The 16,943-nt window shown below is 60.9% G+C and carries 14 protein-coding genes; 10 read left to right on the top strand and 4 right to left on the bottom strand.

Features of this window, described 5'->3' with window-relative positions; genetic code table 11:
* Nucleotides 1-292: 292 nt before the first annotated feature.
* From V3W27_RS25955 to V3W27_RS25915, 9 genes are all read left to right on the top strand, one after another.
* Nucleotides 293-1,975, top strand: a complete 1,683-nt coding sequence (locus tag V3W27_RS25955; protein WP_330207875.1) for a flavin monoamine oxidase family protein — start codon at nt 293-295, stop codon at nt 1,973-1,975.
* A gap of 12 nt (nt 1,976-1,987) precedes the next feature.
* Nucleotides 1,988-2,782 (top strand): carbon-nitrogen hydrolase family protein, encoded by a 795-nt coding sequence (locus V3W27_RS25950; RefSeq protein WP_041070017.1) that lies wholly within the window; start codon nt 1,988-1,990, stop codon nt 2,780-2,782.
* Nucleotides 2,783-2,830: 48 nt separating this feature from the next.
* The gene (gene pqqF / locus V3W27_RS25945) at nt 2,831-5,248 is read left to right on the top strand and encodes a pyrroloquinoline quinone biosynthesis protein PqqF (protein WP_330207874.1); all 2,418 of its coding nucleotides are present in this window, start codon (nt 2,831-2,833) and stop codon (nt 5,246-5,248) included.
* A 158-nt stretch (nt 5,249-5,406) separates the two neighbouring features.
* Nucleotides 5,407-5,481 carry a pyrroloquinoline quinone precursor peptide PqqA gene (gene pqqA, locus V3W27_RS25940; RefSeq protein ID WP_003422658.1) on the top strand — a complete coding sequence of 25 codons (75 nt, stop codon included), beginning with the start codon at nt 5,407-5,409 and terminating at the stop codon, nt 5,479-5,481.
* 81 nt (nt 5,482-5,562) lie between these two features.
* Nucleotides 5,563-6,474 (top strand): pyrroloquinoline quinone biosynthesis protein PqqB, encoded by a 912-nt coding sequence (pqqB, locus tag V3W27_RS25935; RefSeq protein WP_330207873.1) that lies wholly within the window; start codon nt 5,563-5,565, stop codon nt 6,472-6,474.
* Between the two features lie 141 nt (nt 6,475-6,615).
* Entirely contained in the window at nt 6,616-7,368 is a 753-nt protein-coding gene (gene pqqC, locus V3W27_RS25930) for a pyrroloquinoline-quinone synthase PqqC (RefSeq protein ID WP_003228879.1), read from the top strand.
* Nucleotides 7,365-7,640, top strand: coding sequence for a pyrroloquinoline quinone biosynthesis peptide chaperone PqqD (pqqD, locus tag V3W27_RS25925; protein ID WP_003228880.1), 276 nt, complete (start codon nt 7,365-7,367; stop codon nt 7,638-7,640). Before pqqC ends, pqqD begins: the two co-directional genes overlap by 4 nt.
* On the top strand, nt 7,612-8,784 hold the full coding sequence (pqqE, locus tag V3W27_RS25920) for a pyrroloquinoline quinone biosynthesis protein PqqE (protein WP_330207872.1): 1,173 nt from the start codon (nt 7,612-7,614) through the stop codon (nt 8,782-8,784). Before pqqD ends, pqqE begins: the two co-directional genes overlap by 29 nt.
* Nucleotides 8,750-10,561, top strand: a complete 1,812-nt coding sequence (locus V3W27_RS25915) for a S9 family peptidase (RefSeq protein ID WP_330207871.1) — start codon at nt 8,750-8,752, stop codon at nt 10,559-10,561. The genes pqqE and V3W27_RS25915 overlap by 35 nt, the downstream gene beginning before the upstream one ends.
* 136 nt (nt 10,562-10,697) lie before the next feature.
* Here V3W27_RS25915 and V3W27_RS25910 read toward each other — a convergent pair whose 3' ends face one another.
* Together V3W27_RS25910 and V3W27_RS25905 are read right to left on the bottom strand one after the other, a co-directional pair.
* Nucleotides 10,698-10,856, bottom strand: coding sequence for a YqaE/Pmp3 family membrane protein (locus V3W27_RS25910; RefSeq protein WP_003228885.1), 159 nt, complete (start codon nt 10,854-10,856; stop codon nt 10,698-10,700).
* A 196-nt stretch (nt 10,857-11,052) separates the two neighbouring features.
* Nucleotides 11,053-12,336 (bottom strand): aspartate aminotransferase family protein, encoded by a 1,284-nt coding sequence (locus V3W27_RS25905; RefSeq protein WP_330207870.1) that lies wholly within the window; start codon nt 12,334-12,336, stop codon nt 11,053-11,055.
* A 169-nt stretch (nt 12,337-12,505) separates the two neighbouring features.
* Between V3W27_RS25905 and V3W27_RS25900 the strand changes: the two genes are divergently transcribed.
* Entirely contained in the window at nt 12,506-13,435 is a 930-nt protein-coding gene (locus V3W27_RS25900; protein WP_135296700.1) for a LysR family transcriptional regulator, read from the top strand.
* 227 nt (nt 13,436-13,662) lie between these two features.
* Here the strand turns inward: V3W27_RS25900 and V3W27_RS25895 are convergent, their stop codons facing one another.
* Both V3W27_RS25895 and V3W27_RS25890 read right to left on the bottom strand, forming a co-directional pair.
* The gene (locus V3W27_RS25895; protein ID WP_096796670.1) at nt 13,663-15,441 is read right to left on the bottom strand and encodes an acyl-CoA dehydrogenase C-terminal domain-containing protein; all 1,779 of its coding nucleotides are present in this window, start codon (nt 15,439-15,441) and stop codon (nt 13,663-13,665) included.
* A 189-nt stretch (nt 15,442-15,630) separates the two neighbouring features.
* On the bottom strand, nt 15,631-16,920 hold the full coding sequence (locus tag V3W27_RS25890; RefSeq protein ID WP_098965935.1) for a GGDEF domain-containing protein: 1,290 nt from the start codon (nt 16,918-16,920) through the stop codon (nt 15,631-15,633).
* Between the last annotated feature and the right edge of the window lie 23 nt (nt 16,921-16,943).

Here is a 16,943-nt window from a genome sequence, read left to right as displayed (position 1 = left end):
GTTTGACCGGGTTGAGCGCAGAATCTGCGTCAGACACAAACCCAACTGTGGGAGCGGGCTTGCTCGCGAAAGCGGTCTGTCAGCCACCTTCCTTGGTGGCGGGAACATTGCCTTCGCGAGCAAGCCCCCCACAATGATCGAAGTGCAGTAAAAGATTGTCACTTTGATCAATAGAATGGCAAAACGACGACACTTTGCGTCTTATTAACGTGTTCTACGCTCCCTAGAATGGCTGGCATCTTTTCCTATACTCAGACGCGCATCCTGCGTCGGGTCGCCAGCAAGGTCAGCCATGAACAAGAACAATCGCCATCCTGCAGACGGTAAGAAACCCGTCACCATTTTCGGCCCGGACTTTCCGTTCGCCTTCGACGACTGGATCGAACACCCGGCCGGTCTCGGCAGCATTCCTGAACACTACCATGGTGCTGAAGTGGCGATTGTCGGCGCCGGCATTGCTGGCCTGGTGGCCGCTTACGAACTGATGAAGCTCGGCTTGAAACCGGTGGTTTACGAGGCCTCGAAACTGGGTGGCCGCCTGCGTTCGCAAGCGTTCAACGGCACCGATGGCATCGTCGCGGAACTGGGTGGCATGCGTTTCCCGGTGTCCTCAACTGCGTTTTATCATTACGTCGACAAGCTCGGTCTCGAGACCAAACCGTTCCCGAACCCGCTGACGCCGGCCTCCGGCAGCACGGTGATCGATCTCGAAGGCAAAACCCATTACGCACAAAGCCTGAAGGATCTTCCTGCACTGTTCCAGGAAGTGGCTGACGCCTGGGCGGATGCGCTGGAGGCCGGCTCGCAGTTCGCCGATATTCAGCAAGCGATCCGCGACCGCGATGTGCCACGCCTCAAAGAGCTGTGGAACAAGCTCGTTCCGCTGTGGGACGACCGCACGTTCTACGACTTCGTTGCCACTTCCAAAGCCTTCGCCAAACTCTCGTTCCATCACCGCGAAGTGTTCGGTCAGGTCGGTTTCGGTACCGGCGGCTGGGACTCGGACTTTCCCAACTCGATGCTGGAAATCTTCCGCGTGGTGATGACCAACTGCGACGATCACCAACACCTAGTGGTTGGCGGTGTAGAACAAGTGCCACAAGGCATCTGGCGGCATGTGCCGGAGCGCTGCGTGCACTGGCCGGAAGGCACCAGCCTGAAATCCCTGCACCGTGGCGCGCCGCGTTCCGGCGTGAAGAAAATCGCTCACGCGCCGGACGGCCGTTTCGCCGTCACCGACAACAACGGCGACACCCGCGAATACGCCGCCGTGCTGACCACCTGCCAGAGCTGGCTGCTGACCACGCAGATCGAATGCGACGAAACCCTGTTCTCGCAGAAGATGTGGATGGCGCTGGATCGCACGCGCTACATGCAGTCGTCGAAGACCTTCGTCATGGTCGACCGGCCATTCTGGAAGGACAAGGATCCGGAAACCGGTCGCGACCTGATGAGCATGACCCTCACCGATCGCCTGACCCGCGGCACCTATCTGTTCGACAACGGTGACGACAAGCCGGGGGTGATCTGCCTGTCCTACTCGTGGATGAGCGACGCGCTGAAGATGCTGCCGCACCCGGTGGAAAAACGCGTAGAGCTGGCGTTGAACGCGCTGAAGAAGATCTATCCGAAAGTCGATATCGCCGCGCGGATCATCGGCGATCCGATCACCGTGTCATGGGAAGCCGACCCGTACTTCCTCGGCGCATTCAAAGGCGCCCTGCCCGGCCACTATCGCTACAACCAGCGCATGTACGCGCACTTCATGCAGGACGACATGCCCGCCGAGCAACGGGGGATTTTCATCGCCGGTGACGACGTGTCGTGGACGCCGGCATGGGTCGAAGGCGCGGTGCAGACTTCACTCAACGCGGTGTGGGGAATCATGAAGCATTTCGGTGGTTCGACACATAAAGAGAACCCGGGCCCGGGTGATGTGTTCAAAGACATCGGCCCTATCGCCCTGCCCGAGTAAGAGGAATCCCCGATGCGTGTAGCCCTTTACCAATGTCCACCGCTGCCCCTGGAACCCGCCGCCAACCTGCATCGCCTGCAGCAACTGGCGATGGAGGCCAAGGGTGCCGACCTGCTGGTGCTGCCGGAGATGTTCCTGACCGGCTACAACATCGGCGCCGAGGCAGTCAGTACGCTGGCCGAGGTCTACAACGGTGAATGGGCGCAACAGATCGGTCGAATCGCCAAAGCCGCCGGGCTGGCGATTGCTTACGGTTACCCCGAGCGCACGGCCGACGGGCAGATCTACAACGCCGTGCAGTTGATCGACGCGCACGGCGAGCGCCTGTGCAATTACCGCAAGACCCATCTGTTCGGCGATCTCGATCGATCGATGTTCAGCCCCGGCGAAGATGATTTTCCGGTGGTTGAACTCAACGGCTGGAAGCTCGGTTTTCTGATCTGCTACGACCTGGAGTTTCCGGAGAACGCGCGACGTCTGGCCCTGGCCGGTGCCGAGCTGATTCTGGTGCCGACGGCAAACATGATTCCGTTCGATTTCGTCGCTGACGTTACCGTGCGTTCCCGTGCCTTCGAAAACCAGTGTTACGTGGCGTACGCCAATTATTGCGGGCAGGAAGGCGAGATCCACTATTGCGGACAAAGCAGCATCGCCGCGCCGGACGGCAGCCGTATCGCCCAGGCCGGACTCGATGAAGCATTGATCGTCGGTGAGCTGGATCGACAGTTGATGGCAGACTCCCGCGCCGCCAATCGCTACCTCAACGACCGCCGTCCCGAGCTTTACCATGCGTTGAACAAGCGCTGACCCCACCCAATCCGCTAGCATTGGCACTTCACTGTTCTGGAAGTGCCCATGCCTGCGCCGACTCACCCCCGCCCCCACACTGAAACCCTGCCAAACGGCTTGCGCGTGACCCTGCGTCAGGTGCCCGGCTTGAAGCGCAGTGCCGTTGCGTTGCGGGTGGCTGCCGGTAGCCATGACGTGCCACTCAAGTGGCCGGGACTGGCGCATTTTCTTGAGCATTTACTGTTTCTCGGCACTGAGCGTTTTCCTGCGAGTCAGGCGCTGATGGCCTACGTGCAAAGTCACGGTGGGCAAGTGAATGCCAGCACCCGTGAACGCACCACCGACTTCTTCTTCGAACTGCCGACCTCGGCCTTCAGCGCCGGGCTTGAGCGTCTGTCAGACATGCTCGCCCAGCCGCGTATGAATCCGAACGATCAGTTGCGCGAACGCGAAGTGCTGGACGCGGAATTTGTCGCGTGGTCGCAAGATCCGACGGCTCAGCAGGAACTGGCGCTGTACGAGGGATTGCCGGCCGCACATCCGCTGCGCGGGTTTCATGCGGGAAATCGCGACAGCCTGAAAGTTGAGTTACCAGCGTTTCAACAGGCGCTGAAAGATTTCCACCGGCAGTTTTATCGCACCGGACAAATGACGCTGAGCCTGGTCGGGCCGCAGAGCATCGAGGAATTGCGCGTACTGGCGCAGCAGTTCGCCGCCGTGCTGCCGGCTGGGGATAAGGTCGAGCAAGCAGCGCCGCTGCCATTGGCGGTAAAAAGTTATCAACAGGTCGGCGAGCGAAGCAGCCATCTGTTGTTCGCTTTCGAAGCACTGCCCGACTCGTCCGCCGAAGCGCTGGCGTTTCTCTGCCATTGGCTGAACAGCGCCAAGCCCGGCGGTTTGCTCGTCCATTTGCAGCAACACCGCCTCGCGGATAGTTTGAAAGCCGTGCCGCTGTATCATTTCGCCGGGCAAGCGCTGCTGCACCTGCAATTCACCGCCCCCGCCGAATCCCTCAGCGTCATTGGTGAACAGCTGCTGGACTGGTTGAGCTTCTTTGCCGCGCAACAGGACTGGGCAGCGCTGCGCGGGGAATACGCCAAACTGCTGGAACGTCAGCAGCAAGTCAGTGGCGCACTGCAACTGGCGCGGCTCGACAGTGAACAACGCGAAAACGGTCTGTCGGAAAACGGCGTCGTTGCGCTCAAACAGATTCTGCGCGACATCGGCGTTGTGGATAACTTCAGCGACCATTGGCACCTGCCTGCCGCCAATCCTTTTCTAGGCTCCAACGAGCCGCTGGCCAACGCCGGCCTGATTCGCGGCCAGACCAGCGCCCATCGTGGCTTGCGGACTTTCGCTCAGGATCGCTCGCGCGGTCGGCGTGAGCGTTCGCCGATGCAATTCAGCCAGGCGTTGCCGGATCATAGCGACCACGGCGCAATTTACTTGCGTTGGCAAACGCAGGCGGCGGCCGGCACAGATCTGCAAGGCAAGCTGCGACGCAGTCTGTGGGAAACGCAGGAAGACGCGCGGCAGGCCGGCGTCGAATTGGCGTTCAGCGCCACCGGCACGCAGTGGCTGCTGAAACTGACGGGCTTGCAGGAGCCGATGCCCAGTGTCCTCGAACACGCGCTGAAATGTCTGACGCAAATTGACGCCGATTCAGCGAGCGTAGAGCCAGAAGCGCCGTTGATACCGATCCGCCAGTTGCTCAAGGCGTTGCCTGAATATTGTCTGTCATCGGCCGTCGAGTCGAACGACGTCAAACAGCTGTGGACAACTTCGCGCTGGGACGGACTGGCCCTTGGCCTCAACGCACAGACGCAATCAGCCATGGGCCTGGCCCTGAGCCGCATCCCCGGCACACCGGACAATCAATTGCCGGCAGCGACGGCGATCAACCCGCAACATCTGTGGAGCCACATCGACACCGCGTCCAGCGAGCATGCGTTGCTGCTGTTCTGCCCGAGCACCGGCCGCGAGATCGCCGACGAAGCCGCCTGGCGCTTGCTCGCGCAGCTGTGTCAGACACCGTTCTATCAACGCCTGCGAGTCGAATTGCAATTGGGCTACGCCGTGTTCAGCGCCCTGCGGCAGATGCATGGCCAAAGCGGATTGCTGTTTGGTGTGCAGTCGCCAAATACTGAGCCAGTTGAACTGCTTGGGCATGTCCAGCAGTTCCTCGAGGGCATTCCTGCGCTTATCGAAAACCTCGATGAAGAGCGTTTCAACGAGCAGCGCCAGTCACTCGCGGATCAGTTCGCTGAGAGACATCTGTCCGACAAGGACGCCTCCGAGTTGCTGTGGCAGGCCAAGCTCGCTGGCCACTCGTCGGATTACCTGGCGCAACTGCACACGGCCATCGGCCAATTGGAACGCTCGGCACTGCTGGCGACAGCGCAGCGGTTGCTCAACGCCGAGGGCGGCTGGCGCTGCCTGGCCAGCGAATCGTCACCCGGCGCGCCGTGGCAAGCGACAAAATGATCATTACCAAGGCTGCAAGGAGCTTTCTCAAAGATTCACGGGCAATACCGTTGAAATTTTGAGTAACATAGCAGCCTAACTATTTGGAACATCCCGGCGCGGCCATGGACTATAACTATGGACAGCGCTATCCCACCCACCCAATGAGGAGTCACCCTATGTCCTGGACAAAACCGGCTTACACCGACCTGCGTATCGGCTTCGAAGTCACCATGTACTTCGCCAGCCGCTGAGTTCTGCCTACGCAGACTTGCAGTGCAACGCCTCGGCTCGCCGGGGCGTTTTATTTTCAGCGTTGAAAGATGGGAGCGTTCATGTTCGTCCAGATTCTGGGTTCGGCCGCCGGTGGCGGATTTCCGCAGTGGAACTGCAACTGCGTCAATTGCGCTGGCTTTCGCGGCGGCAGCCTGAATGCCAAGGCCCGCACCCAATCGTCCATCGCAATCTCCGATGATGGCGTGAACTGGGTGCTGTGCAACGCTTCGCCGGACATCCGTGCGCAACTGCAGAGCTTCGCCCCGATGCAACCGGGCCGTGCACTGCGCGACACCGGCATCAGCGCGATCATCCTGATGGACAGCCAGATCGACCACACCACCGGCCTGCTCAGCCTGCGCGAAGGCTGCCCGCATCAGGTCTGGTGCACGGACATGGTTCACGAAGATTTGAGCACCGGTTTCCCGCTGTTCAAGATGCTGACCCACTGGAACGGCGGGCTGAACTGGAACCGCATCGAGCTCGACCAGAGCTTCACCGTTGCGGCCTGCCCGAACCTGCGCTTCACCCCGCTGCCGTTGCGCAGCGCGGCGCCGCCGTACTCGCCGCACCGTTTCGACCCGCACCCGGGCGACAACATCGGCCTGATCGTCGAAGACCTGAACACCGGCGGCAAACTGTTCTATGCACCGGGGCTGGGCAAGGTTGATGCGCCATTGCTGGAGATCATGGCCGGCAGTGATTGCCTGCTGGTGGACGGCACGCTGTGGGATGACGATGAAATGCAGCGCCGTGGCGTCGGCACCCGCACCGGTCGCGAGATGGGCCACCTGGCGCAGAACGGCCCCGGCGGCATGCTCGAAGTGCTGGAGCAATTGCCTGAGCAGCGCAAGGTGCTTATCCACATCAACAACACCAACCCGATTCTCGATGAAGATTCGCCGGAGCGTGCGGAGCTGGCGCGGCGTAATGTTGAAGTGGCGTTTGATGGCATGAGTATTGTGCTGTAAGCCTTTGAGACCGCTGCGCGGTCTATCGCGAGCAGGCTCACTCCTACATTGGAATGCGATCACCTGTAGGAGTGAGCCTGCTCGCGATAAGGCCGGCACAGACACCAGATATTTCTAGGGTTGTTCCCCCGGAGAACCGCAATGACCGACACCCCGCTGTCCCCCACCGAATTCGAAGCCGCCCTGCGCGCCAAAGGCGCCTACTACCACATCTACCATCCGTATCACGTGGCGATGTATGAAGGCCGTGCCACCCGCGAGCAGATTCAGGGCTGGGTCGCCAACCGCTTCTACTATCAGGTGAACATCCCCCTGAAAGACGCGGCGATCCTCGCCAATTGCCCGGATCGCGAGATTCGCCGGGAGTGGATTCAACGCCTGCTCGACCACGATGGCGCCCCCGGTGAAGACGGCGGGATTGAAGCCTGGCTGCGTCTCGGTCAGGCGGTCGGCCTCGACCCGGATCAGCTGCGCTCCCAGGAGCTGGTGCTGCCCGGCGTGCGTTTCGCCGTCGACGCCTACGTCAACTTCGCCCGCCGCGCCAGTTGGCAGGAAGCCGCCAGCAGCTCGTTGACCGAGCTGTTCGCGCCGCAGATTCACCAGTCGCGCCTCGACAGCTGGCCGCAGCATTACCCGTGGATCGATCCGGCCGGTTACGAATATTTCCGCACTCGCCTGGGTCAAGCGCGGCGCGATGTCGAGCACGGTCTGGCGATCACGCTCGAGCACTACAAGACCCGCGAGGGTCAGGAGCGCATGCTGGAAATTCTCCAGTTCAAACTGGACATTCTTTGGAGCATGCTCGATGCCATGAGCATGGCTTACGAACTGAACCGCCCGCCGTACCACAGCGTCACCGAGCAGCGGGTCTGGCACAAAGGAATCACCCTATGAGTTTTGATCGCAGCAAGATCCCGACCTGGCGTCCCGGCTACCGTTTCCAGTACGAACCGGCGCAAAAAGGTCACGTGCTGCTCTACCCCGAGGGCATGATCAAGCTCAACGACAGCGCCGCGCTGATCGGCGGCTTGATCGACGGTGAACGCGATGTCGCGGCGATCATCGCCAAACTCGACGAGCAGTTTCCCGGCGTGCCCGAGCTCGGTGAAGACATCGAGCAATTCATGGAGGTTGCCCGTGCGCAGCACTGGATCGAACTTGCCTGAGGCATCGGTGCAAGTACCGCCAAAACCTGAAGTCGGCCTGCCGCTGTGGCTGCTCGCCGAGCTGACCTACCGCTGCCCGCTGCAATGCCCGTACTGCTCCAATCCGCTGGATTTCGCCGAGCAGGGCAAAGAGCTGAGCACCGAGCAGTGGATCAAGGTCTTCCGCGAAGCTCGGGAGATGGGCGCGGCGCAACTGGGCTTTTCCGGTGGTGAGCCGCTGGTGCGCCAGGACCTCGCCGAACTGATCCGTGAAGCGCGGCAGCTGGGGTTCTACACCAACCTGATCACCTCAGGCATCGGTCTGACCGAGCAGAAGATCAGCGACTTCAAGAAGGCCGGCCTCGATCACATCCAGATCAGTTTCCAGGCCAGCGACGAGCAAGTGAACAACCTGCTCGCCGGCTCGAAAAAAGCCTTCGCGCAGAAACTGGAAATGGCTCGCGCGGTGAAGGCCCACGGCTATCCGATGGTGCTGAACTTCGTCACCCACCGGCACAACATCGACAAGATCGACCGCATCATCGAGCTGTGTATCGCGCTCGAAGCGGACTTCGTCGAACTCGCCACCTGCCAGTTCTACGGCTGGGCGCAGCTCAACCGTGTCGGCCTGTTGCCGACCAAAGAGCAACTGGTGCGTGCCGAACGTATCACCAACGAATACCGCGTCAAACTGGAAGCCGAAGGGCATCCGTGCAAGCTGATTTTCGTCACCCCGGACTACTACGAAGAACGCCCGAAAGCCTGCATGAACGGTTGGGGCAGCATCTTTCTGACGGTTACCCCGGACGGCACTGCCCTGCCCTGTCATGGTGCCCGACAGCTGCCGGTACAATTTCCCAACGTGCGCGACCACAGCATGCAGCATATCTGGTACGACTCGTTCGGCTTCAACCGCTTTCGCGGTTACGACTGGATGCCCGAGCCGTGCCGCTCGTGCGACGAGAAGGAGCAGGATTTCGGCGGCTGCCGCTGTCAGGCGTTCATGCTCACGGGGGACGCGAGCAATGCCGACCCGGTGTGCAGCAAGTCCGAACATCACGGCGTGATTCTCAAGGCCCGCGAAGAAGCCGAGACCGCCACTCAGACCATCGAACAACTGGCCTTCCGTAATGAACGAAACTCACGCCTCATCGCCAAGGGCTGAGCCTTTCAGCGCCGCCCAGGCTGTCGCCGCCGGAATGGATTTCGCCGAACTGCAACTCGGTGCCCGCGGTTTGTTCTGGAATGAATATCGCCCCGAAGATGCTGCGTGCCGGATCTGGCACTGGCGAGACGGCGCGGCGAAATGTCTGACGCCGGATGGTTTCAGTGTGCGTAGCCGGGTGTACGAATATGGCGGTGGCGCGTTTTGTCTGACGCCGGACGGGGTGGTTTTCGTCAATGAGGCGGATCAGCAGTTGTATCGGCAGACGCTGGATGGCGCGCCTGAGGCGCTGACGTCTGGCGAGTGTCGTTATGGCGATCTGCATTTTGCTTGCGGCCAGGTGCTGGCGGTCGAGGAACTGCGCGACCAGCATCGGCTGGTAGCGATTGATCTGGCCGACGGCACCCGGCATTTGCTGGCTGAAGGTGCGGATTTTTATGCAGCACCGGTGATCAGCCCGGACGGTTCGCGATTGGCCTGGATCGAGTGGAGTCGGCCGCATCAGCCTTGGACATCCACGCGATTGATGGTGGCCGAGCGTCTGGCTGAGGGTGGCTTTGGCGCACCGCGTTGCGTGGCGGGGGCTGACCTTGAAGAGTCGATCCAGCAACCGCGGTTCGACGCGAAAGGACGCTTGTTATGCCTGACTGATCGCGGCGGTTTCTGGCAGCCGTGGGGCGAAACGTCCGACGGTTTGCAGCGACTGTCCTGTGCCGAGGCCGATCATGCGCCCGCCCCGTGGCAAATGGGTGGCTGTACCTGGTTGCCGGTGGGCGACTCGTTTCTGGCGAGCTGGAGCGAAGGCGGTTTTGGTCGCCTGGCGCTCGACGGCGAAGACTTCACCGGCGACTACAGCCGCTTCCGCCATCTGGCGCTGGATCAGCAATTCATCTACTGCATTACCGCCTCGCCGATCAGCCCTTCGGCGGTGATCGCCATCGATCGCACGACCCACTCGGTGCAAGTGCTGGCCGGTGGTGTTGCACCTCTGCCGGCGGAGCGCATCAGCCGTCCGCAGACCTTGCGCTACCCGAGCGGCAGCGGTGAGGCTCACGGCTTCTTTTATCCGGCGATGAACGACGAAGCCCGGCCGCCACTGGTGGTATTCATCCACGGCGGCCCGACCTCGGCCTGCTACCCGATGCTCGACCCGCGCATTCAGTACTGGACGCAGCGTGGTTTCGCCGTCGCCGACCTCAACTATCGCGGCAGCAGCGGTTACGGTCGCAAATATCGTCAGGCGTTGCATCTGAGTTGGGGTGAGGTGGATGTCGAGGATGCTTGCGCGGTGGTGGCGTATCTGGCCGAGCAAGGTCTGATCGACGGCGAGCGCGCGTTTATCCGCGGCGGCAGCGCCGGGGGTTACACCACGTTATGCGCGTTGGCGTTTCAGCAGGTGTTCCGCGCGGGCGCCAGCCTCTATGGCGTCAGCGACCCGGTGGCACTCGCCCGGGCGACCCACAAGTTTGAAGGTGATTATCTGGACTGGCTGATCGGCGATCCCGAACAGGATGCCGAGCGCTACGCCGCCCGCACGCCGCTACTGCATGCGAGCAACATCCGTGTGCCGGTGATTTTCTTCCAGGGTGAACTGGATGCGGTGGTGGTGCCGCAACAGACCCGCGACATGGTCGCGGCGCTGGAGCAAAACGGCATCCCGGTCGAGGCGCATTACTACGCCGACGAACGCCATGGTTTCCGTCGCGCCGCCAATCAGGCGCATGCGCTGGAGCAGGAGTGGCGGTTTTATCGGCGGGTGATGGGATTGGCGGACTAAACACCGCATTTACATTTCAAAATAGCGGTGCCCCTATCGCGAGCAGGCTCACTCCTACAGTTGACCGTGTTCACAACACAAATCCCCTGTGGGAGTGAGCCTGCTCGCGATGGCTTTTTATCTGACTCGGCGATACTCAGCGCTTGGCGATGATGTACACCGCATGCACGATCCCGGGAATGTAGCCGCACAGCGTCAGCAGAATGTTCAGCCAAAACGCCCCGCCGAACCCGACCTGCAGAAACACACCCAGTGGCGGCAACAGAATAGCGATGATGATACGAATGAAGTCCATGGGTCAGCTCCTGAATGGGGGTTGGCTCACATGAGCCATACAAGCTAATCGACCTGCGCCGTTCGTCAGGGTTCAGTGCAAACGCCATTTGATCGCCACCATCGGGCACAAAAAAACGCCCCACGCCAAAAGAATCAGGCGTGGGGCGTGCGTTATACCGCGAGACGGTTCTTCAAATCGGGTAGGAAACTTCAGCTCAGACGGCAATCCCTTTGCGGCATTGCAGTTGCGCGGTACGCACTCGCGAGAAGGCGCGGGCCAGGCGCAGGAGCATTTCGTCGATGTTGGTCTTGCTGACGGTGAGTGGCGGGGTGAAACGCAGGCAGTTGGCTTGCGGCGCGTTGAGCAGCAGGCCTTCGTGCAAGGCGGCTTTGACTACGGCATCGGCGGAATCCTCTGACAGGCTCAGTCCCCAGAACAGGCCTTGACCACGCAGTTCGCCATGCCCGTAGCGGTGTGCCAATCGAGCTAGACCTTCGCGCAGGTGCTGACCGAGGTCTTTGACCTGCTCGAGAAATACCCGATCCTGCACGCTATCAAGCACCACCAGACCGGCCGCTGTCATCAGCGCGTTGCCGTGATGGGTGCCGCCCAGTTCACCGGCGTCAAAACAGCAGGCCTTGCCACGGGCCAATAACGCCGCCAGAGGAACACCGCCGCCGAGGCCTTTGCCGAGCACAACGATATCGGCGCGCACGCCGTAGGACTGTTCGGCGAGCAATGTGCCGCAGCGCCCGATGCCGGTCTGCACTTCGTCGAGGATCAGCAAAATGCCCAATTCTCGGCACAGACGCTCGACGCCTTTGAGGTAATGCTCGGTGGCCGGAATCACCCCGGCATCGCTCTGGATCGGTTCGAGCATGATTGCCACGGTTTGCGCATCGACGGCGGCATGTAACGCAGGCAAGTCATTGAACGGCACCAGATCGAAACCCGGCAGCAACGGTGCGAAGCGGTTGTGCAGGTTGCAACTGTCCGACGCGGAAATCGTTGCCAGGCTGCGGCCATGGCAACCCTGCTTCGCGACGATGATCCGCGAGGCGCCGCCGCGATTCAGTTGCCCCCATTTGCGCGCCAGTTTGATCGCCGCTTCACAGGCCTCGCTGCCGCTATTGAGCAGGTAAGCCTGATCGCTGGAAGTGCTGGCGCACAGGCGCTCGGCAAGGCTGAGCATGCCGCGGTTGTGCAGATTGAAACCGGGATTGATCAGCGCTTGGGCCTGACTGGCGATGGCTTTGACCAGCGCCGAAGGGCTGTGGCCGAGGCTGTTGGCGCCGCCGGCCTGGGAGAAGTCGAGATAAGCGCGGTCGTTGCTGTCCCACAACCAGGATCCCTGGCCACGCACGAAGACCTGCGCCGGTCGCTCGACGCTGGGCATCAGTCGCTCGGCATTCAGGCTATCGCCTGCCTGGGGTGGACCGGCCTCGAAAGCGAGGTCATCGAGACTCGGCGCCTGACGCCGCAGACTGAACAGATTCATTGCAAAAAACCTCGCTTGAGGTTTTTTGAACCGCCTATGCAAACATTGTCGAAGCAAACGCTATTCATCGCGCTATCTGGCCCTGTAAGCCTTGTGATTACGGTTAGACTAGGCTCACTGACGGCTTCGGGCCATTTCGATTTACCAGCATTTTCGATAAGCATTACTTATGGATTTCAAACAACTGCGTTATTTCGTCGCGGTCTACGAAGAGGGTCATGTCGGCCGGGCCGCCGAACGCCTGTCGATTTCGCAACCGGCGCTGTCGCAGCAGATTCGCCAGCTCGAACAGAACCTCGACGTCACGCTGTTCGAACGCAGCAGCAAACGCCTGTTGCCAACCCTTGCCGCGCACACGCTGTACAACCACGCCCTGCCGCTGCTCGACGGTTTGCAGCGGGCGCGGGAAGCGCTGGGCAACTTCAAGGGGCAGGCCTTGCGCACGCTGGCGATCGGCGTACTGCAAACCGTGCACACCAGCCTTGTGCCGCAAATGCTCGAACGGGTGCGCAAGGCGCAGCCGCATCTTGTGGTGCAGATCTATGAACTGACGGGGCTGGAGATCGAGCGCCGTTTGCTCAACGGCTCACTGGACATCGGCATCAGCTACCTGCCGCCGCGCCAACCGGGGCTGCATGGCGTGATGTTGTATGAAGATGAGCTGACGCTGGTCATCCCGGCGGATCACCCGCTGCGTGAATTCAAGAAGGTCTCGATGCGGCAGGCAGCGGAATTGCCGATGTTGCTGCTGGGCGAAGAGTTTCAGATCCGGCAGATCTGGCAGGCGCAACTGACCAGCCTGGGTCGGCGCCCGCAAGTGCAGGCCGAGCTGAACAATATGCTGGGGATTCTCGACAGTCTGCCGCACACCAAACTGGCGACGGTGCTGCCCGGGCGTTCACAGAAGGAATACGACGATGAGGATCTGTTGTGGAAGCCGTTGAGCGAACCACGGGTGCCGCTGAAGGTTGGGCTGGTGTGCCGCGATGTGCAACGCCAGCAGGCGTCTTTGGCGTTACTGCGCACATTGCTGGAAGAAGTGATTCAGCGTGAAGACAAACCGCTAAAAGCCGCGCCGCCACTGGATCCGCTGGCCTGAAAACTTTTCTGCAGGCAAAAGAAAACCCCGCCGAAGCGGGGCTTTGCAGACTGTTTCCCTGACATCCATTTCACTCCGCCACCCTGGCAGAATCCTACGTGTCCGTGTTGTTGCTTTGCGCTTCCTGCGCGACGTCCATGAGTTGTAGATTAGCTGTGGATCCAATCTACGCCTATGGGAGAACAGCAGCACGTCATGTAAGAGAATGCTTACATGACGTTACATCATCAGAACTGCTCAGCATTCAGCAGGAACAGCGACTCGCTGCCAGCCTTCACCGATGCGCTCAGCGAGTGGATACGCGGCAGCAGACGGGCGAAATAGAAGCGTGCGGTACCCAGCTTGCTGGCGTAGAAATCCTCCTGGGCTTCTTTGCCTAGCGCGGCTTTCGCCATCAGTGCCCACATGTAGGCATAAGCGGTGTAGCCGAACGCTTGCAGATATTCGACCGAGGCCGCGCCGATTTCGTTCGGATTGGTTTTCGCCCGATCCAGCAGCCACGCCGTCAGCTCGTCGAGGGTGCTGACGGCATCGTTCAGCGGCTTGGTGAATTCACCGAGGTCAGCGCTGGCGGTCGCGGTGAAGTGGCGGATCTCGTCAGCGAACAGCTTGTAGAACGCGCCACCGCTGCCGACGATCTTGCGCCCGACCAGGTCCAGCGCCTGAATGCCGTTGGTGCCTTCGTAAATCTGGGTGATGCGCACGTCACGCACCAGTTGCTCCTGACCCCACTCGCGGATGTAGCCGTGGCCGCCGAAAATCTGCTGGCCGTGCACGGTGGTTTCCAGGCCCAGGTCGGTGAGGAATGCCTTGGCCACCGGAGTCAACAGCGCGACCAGATCTTCTGCGCGCTTGCGGGTAGTCGCGTCTTCGCTGAACTTGGCGGTGTCGAGTTGCATCGCCACGTAAGTGGAGAAGGCGCGACCGCCCTCGTTCGAGGCTTTCATGGTCAGCAGCATGCGACGCACGTCCGGGTGAACGATGATCGGGTCGGCAACCTTGTCCTTGTTCTGCGCGCCGGTCGGCGAACGGCTCTGCAGACGATCGCGCGCATATTCGACGGCGTTCTGATAGGAACGCTCACCGCTGGCCAGACCTTGAATACCGACGCCCAGACGCTCGTAGTTCATCATGGTGAACATCGCCGCCAGGCCCTTGTTCGGCTCGCCGACCAGATAGCCCACAGCTTCATCGAAGTTCATCACGCAGGTCGCGGACGCCTGGATGCCCATCTTGTGTTCGATCGAACCGCAGTTCGCCGGGTTGCGCGCGCCCAGGCTGCCATCAGCATTGACCATGAACTTCGGCACCAGGAACAGCGAGATGCCTTTCGGGCCAGCAGGTGCGTCCGGCAGTTTCGCCAGCACCAGGTGGATGATGTTCTCGGTCAGGTCGTGCTCACCGCCGGTGATGAAGATCTTGGTGCCGCTGACCTTGTAGGAACCGTCGGCCTGCGGTTCGGCCTTGGTGCGGATGATGCCCAGGTCGGTGCCGGCGTGCGGCTCGGTCAGGCACATGGAACCGGCCCAGATGCCGGCGTACATGTTCGGCAGGTAGGCGGCCTTCAGCTCTTCGCTGGCGTGGGCGTTGATCGACAGGCAGGCGCCGGCGGTCAGCATCGGGTACAGGCCGAACGACAGGCTGGCGGAGTTGACCATCTCTTCGACCTGCGCCGAGACAGCCTTGGGCATGCCCATGCCGCCGTAGGCCGGATCGCCACCGACACCGACCCAGCCGCCTTCAGCGTAAGTCTGATAGGCCTGTGGGAAACCGGCCGGGGTGCTGACGGCGCCGTCCTTCCAGTGGCAGCCTTCTTCGTCGGCCGCACGGCTCAGTGGCGCAATGCTTTTGCTGGTGACCTTGCCGGCTTCTTCGAGAATGGCTTCTACGGTTTCCGCATCGACAGTCTCGGCCAAGGCCGGCAGTTCAGCCCAGAGTTTGGCGACTTCGAATACTTCATTGAGGACGAAGCGCATATCGCGCAGCGGCGCTTTGTAGTCAGCCATGGCAAACCTCGCAAGATCTAAACAGGTGATTCGTGGAAGAGTGTTTTCGTTGAGGCCGAGTGTACCTCAACAACTTTTGCGACACATAGGGTCAACCGGTGACTGATTTGTTATTTTTGGTCACCGACATTCAGAGATAAAAGAAAGCCCGCAATCAGCGGGCTTTTGAGTGATGACGTGTGGCTTGAGTCAGCCAGCGGCGCTGTCCATGCGCACCGCGCCGCGACGGTTCTGTCCGAACGCCATGACGCAGTTACGCCCGGCGCCCTTGGCGCTGTATAACGCCTGGTCGGCGGACTTGAGGACTTCTTCCGGCGTCCGTTGCTCGACACGCTCGGCGACACCGATACTGACCGTGACCGACACACTGGAAGCACCGCTGCCGCTACGACGCTGACGACCTTGCTGATCGTCCTGCGGACGGCTCTCCTGATTTCGCAACTGGATGTTGTAGGAGGCAATCGACTCGCGGATGACTTCCAGGTGCGGCATGCACTCCTCGAGGGTTTTGCCAGCAAACACCAAGGCGAATTCCTCACCACCATAGCGATATGCCCTACCGCCACCGCTGATTTTCGACAGCTTGCTGGCGACCAGCCGTAGCACTTGGTCACCGACGTCGTGACCGTGGGTGTCGTTGAATTTCTTGAAGTGATCGACGTCGCTCATCGCCAGCACATAGTTGCGCCCCAGGCGCTGCATCCGTTCATTGAGCGCACGACGCCCCGGCAGACCGGTGAGTTCATCGCGGAAGGCCATTTGATAGGCCTCATGCGCCACGGCAGCGGCAATCATCAGCATCACCTGACTGCACATGATGTTCAGGGTGAACGGCAGGATGAAGGTTTTCGGCAGCATCCAGAACACCCCGAGCAACCCGACCAGCTGCGCCGCGTGCAGTGGACGCGGATTGCGCCAGTATTGCCAGGCCAGCAACAGGAATGCCGAGAGGAATACCGGATAGGACATCTGGATCAGGCTCATCCAGGCGCCGTGCAGCGCCGGCCAGCGGATTTCCGAGAGCCACATCAGCAGCGCCTGCGGATAACTTTGTTCAAGCCCCAGAGCAACACTGCCAAAGGCCAGCAACACGGCGAAGCGCGCGACCATGTCCTGAAACAGATGGGTACGTTCCTGCCACGCCGCGAACAGCCCGAACAGCAACGGCAACAGCAGACAGACCAGGTGAAACACCACGGCGGCGTCTTCGCGCACCTTGCCATTGTCGCGGTAATAGTCGGTCTGGGTGTCGAGCAAGAAGTAGGCGATGTACACCGTGAGCATCAGAAACAGCTCGCGCTGACGTCGGTAAACCGCACAGTAAGCGCCGCCCAACAGCAGAACCAGGGTCGGCAACACGTTGAACAGCGAAGTGAAGAACACGTTGAGGTCTTTGACGTACGCAGCCGCCAACCCCGCGAGCAACAACAGCAGTGAAGGTAGGAAATGGCTGAAACGTACAGCGGAAGAACGCGGCAAGGGTAAAGCTCCGACCCGTCATA

The organism is Pseudomonas sp. AM14(2022) (genome assembly GCF_036346455.1).
Classification (GTDB): domain Bacteria; phylum Pseudomonadota; class Gammaproteobacteria; order Pseudomonadales; family Pseudomonadaceae; genus Aquipseudomonas; species Aquipseudomonas putida_A.
This window is presented reverse-complemented; position numbering and strand designations above follow the sequence as displayed.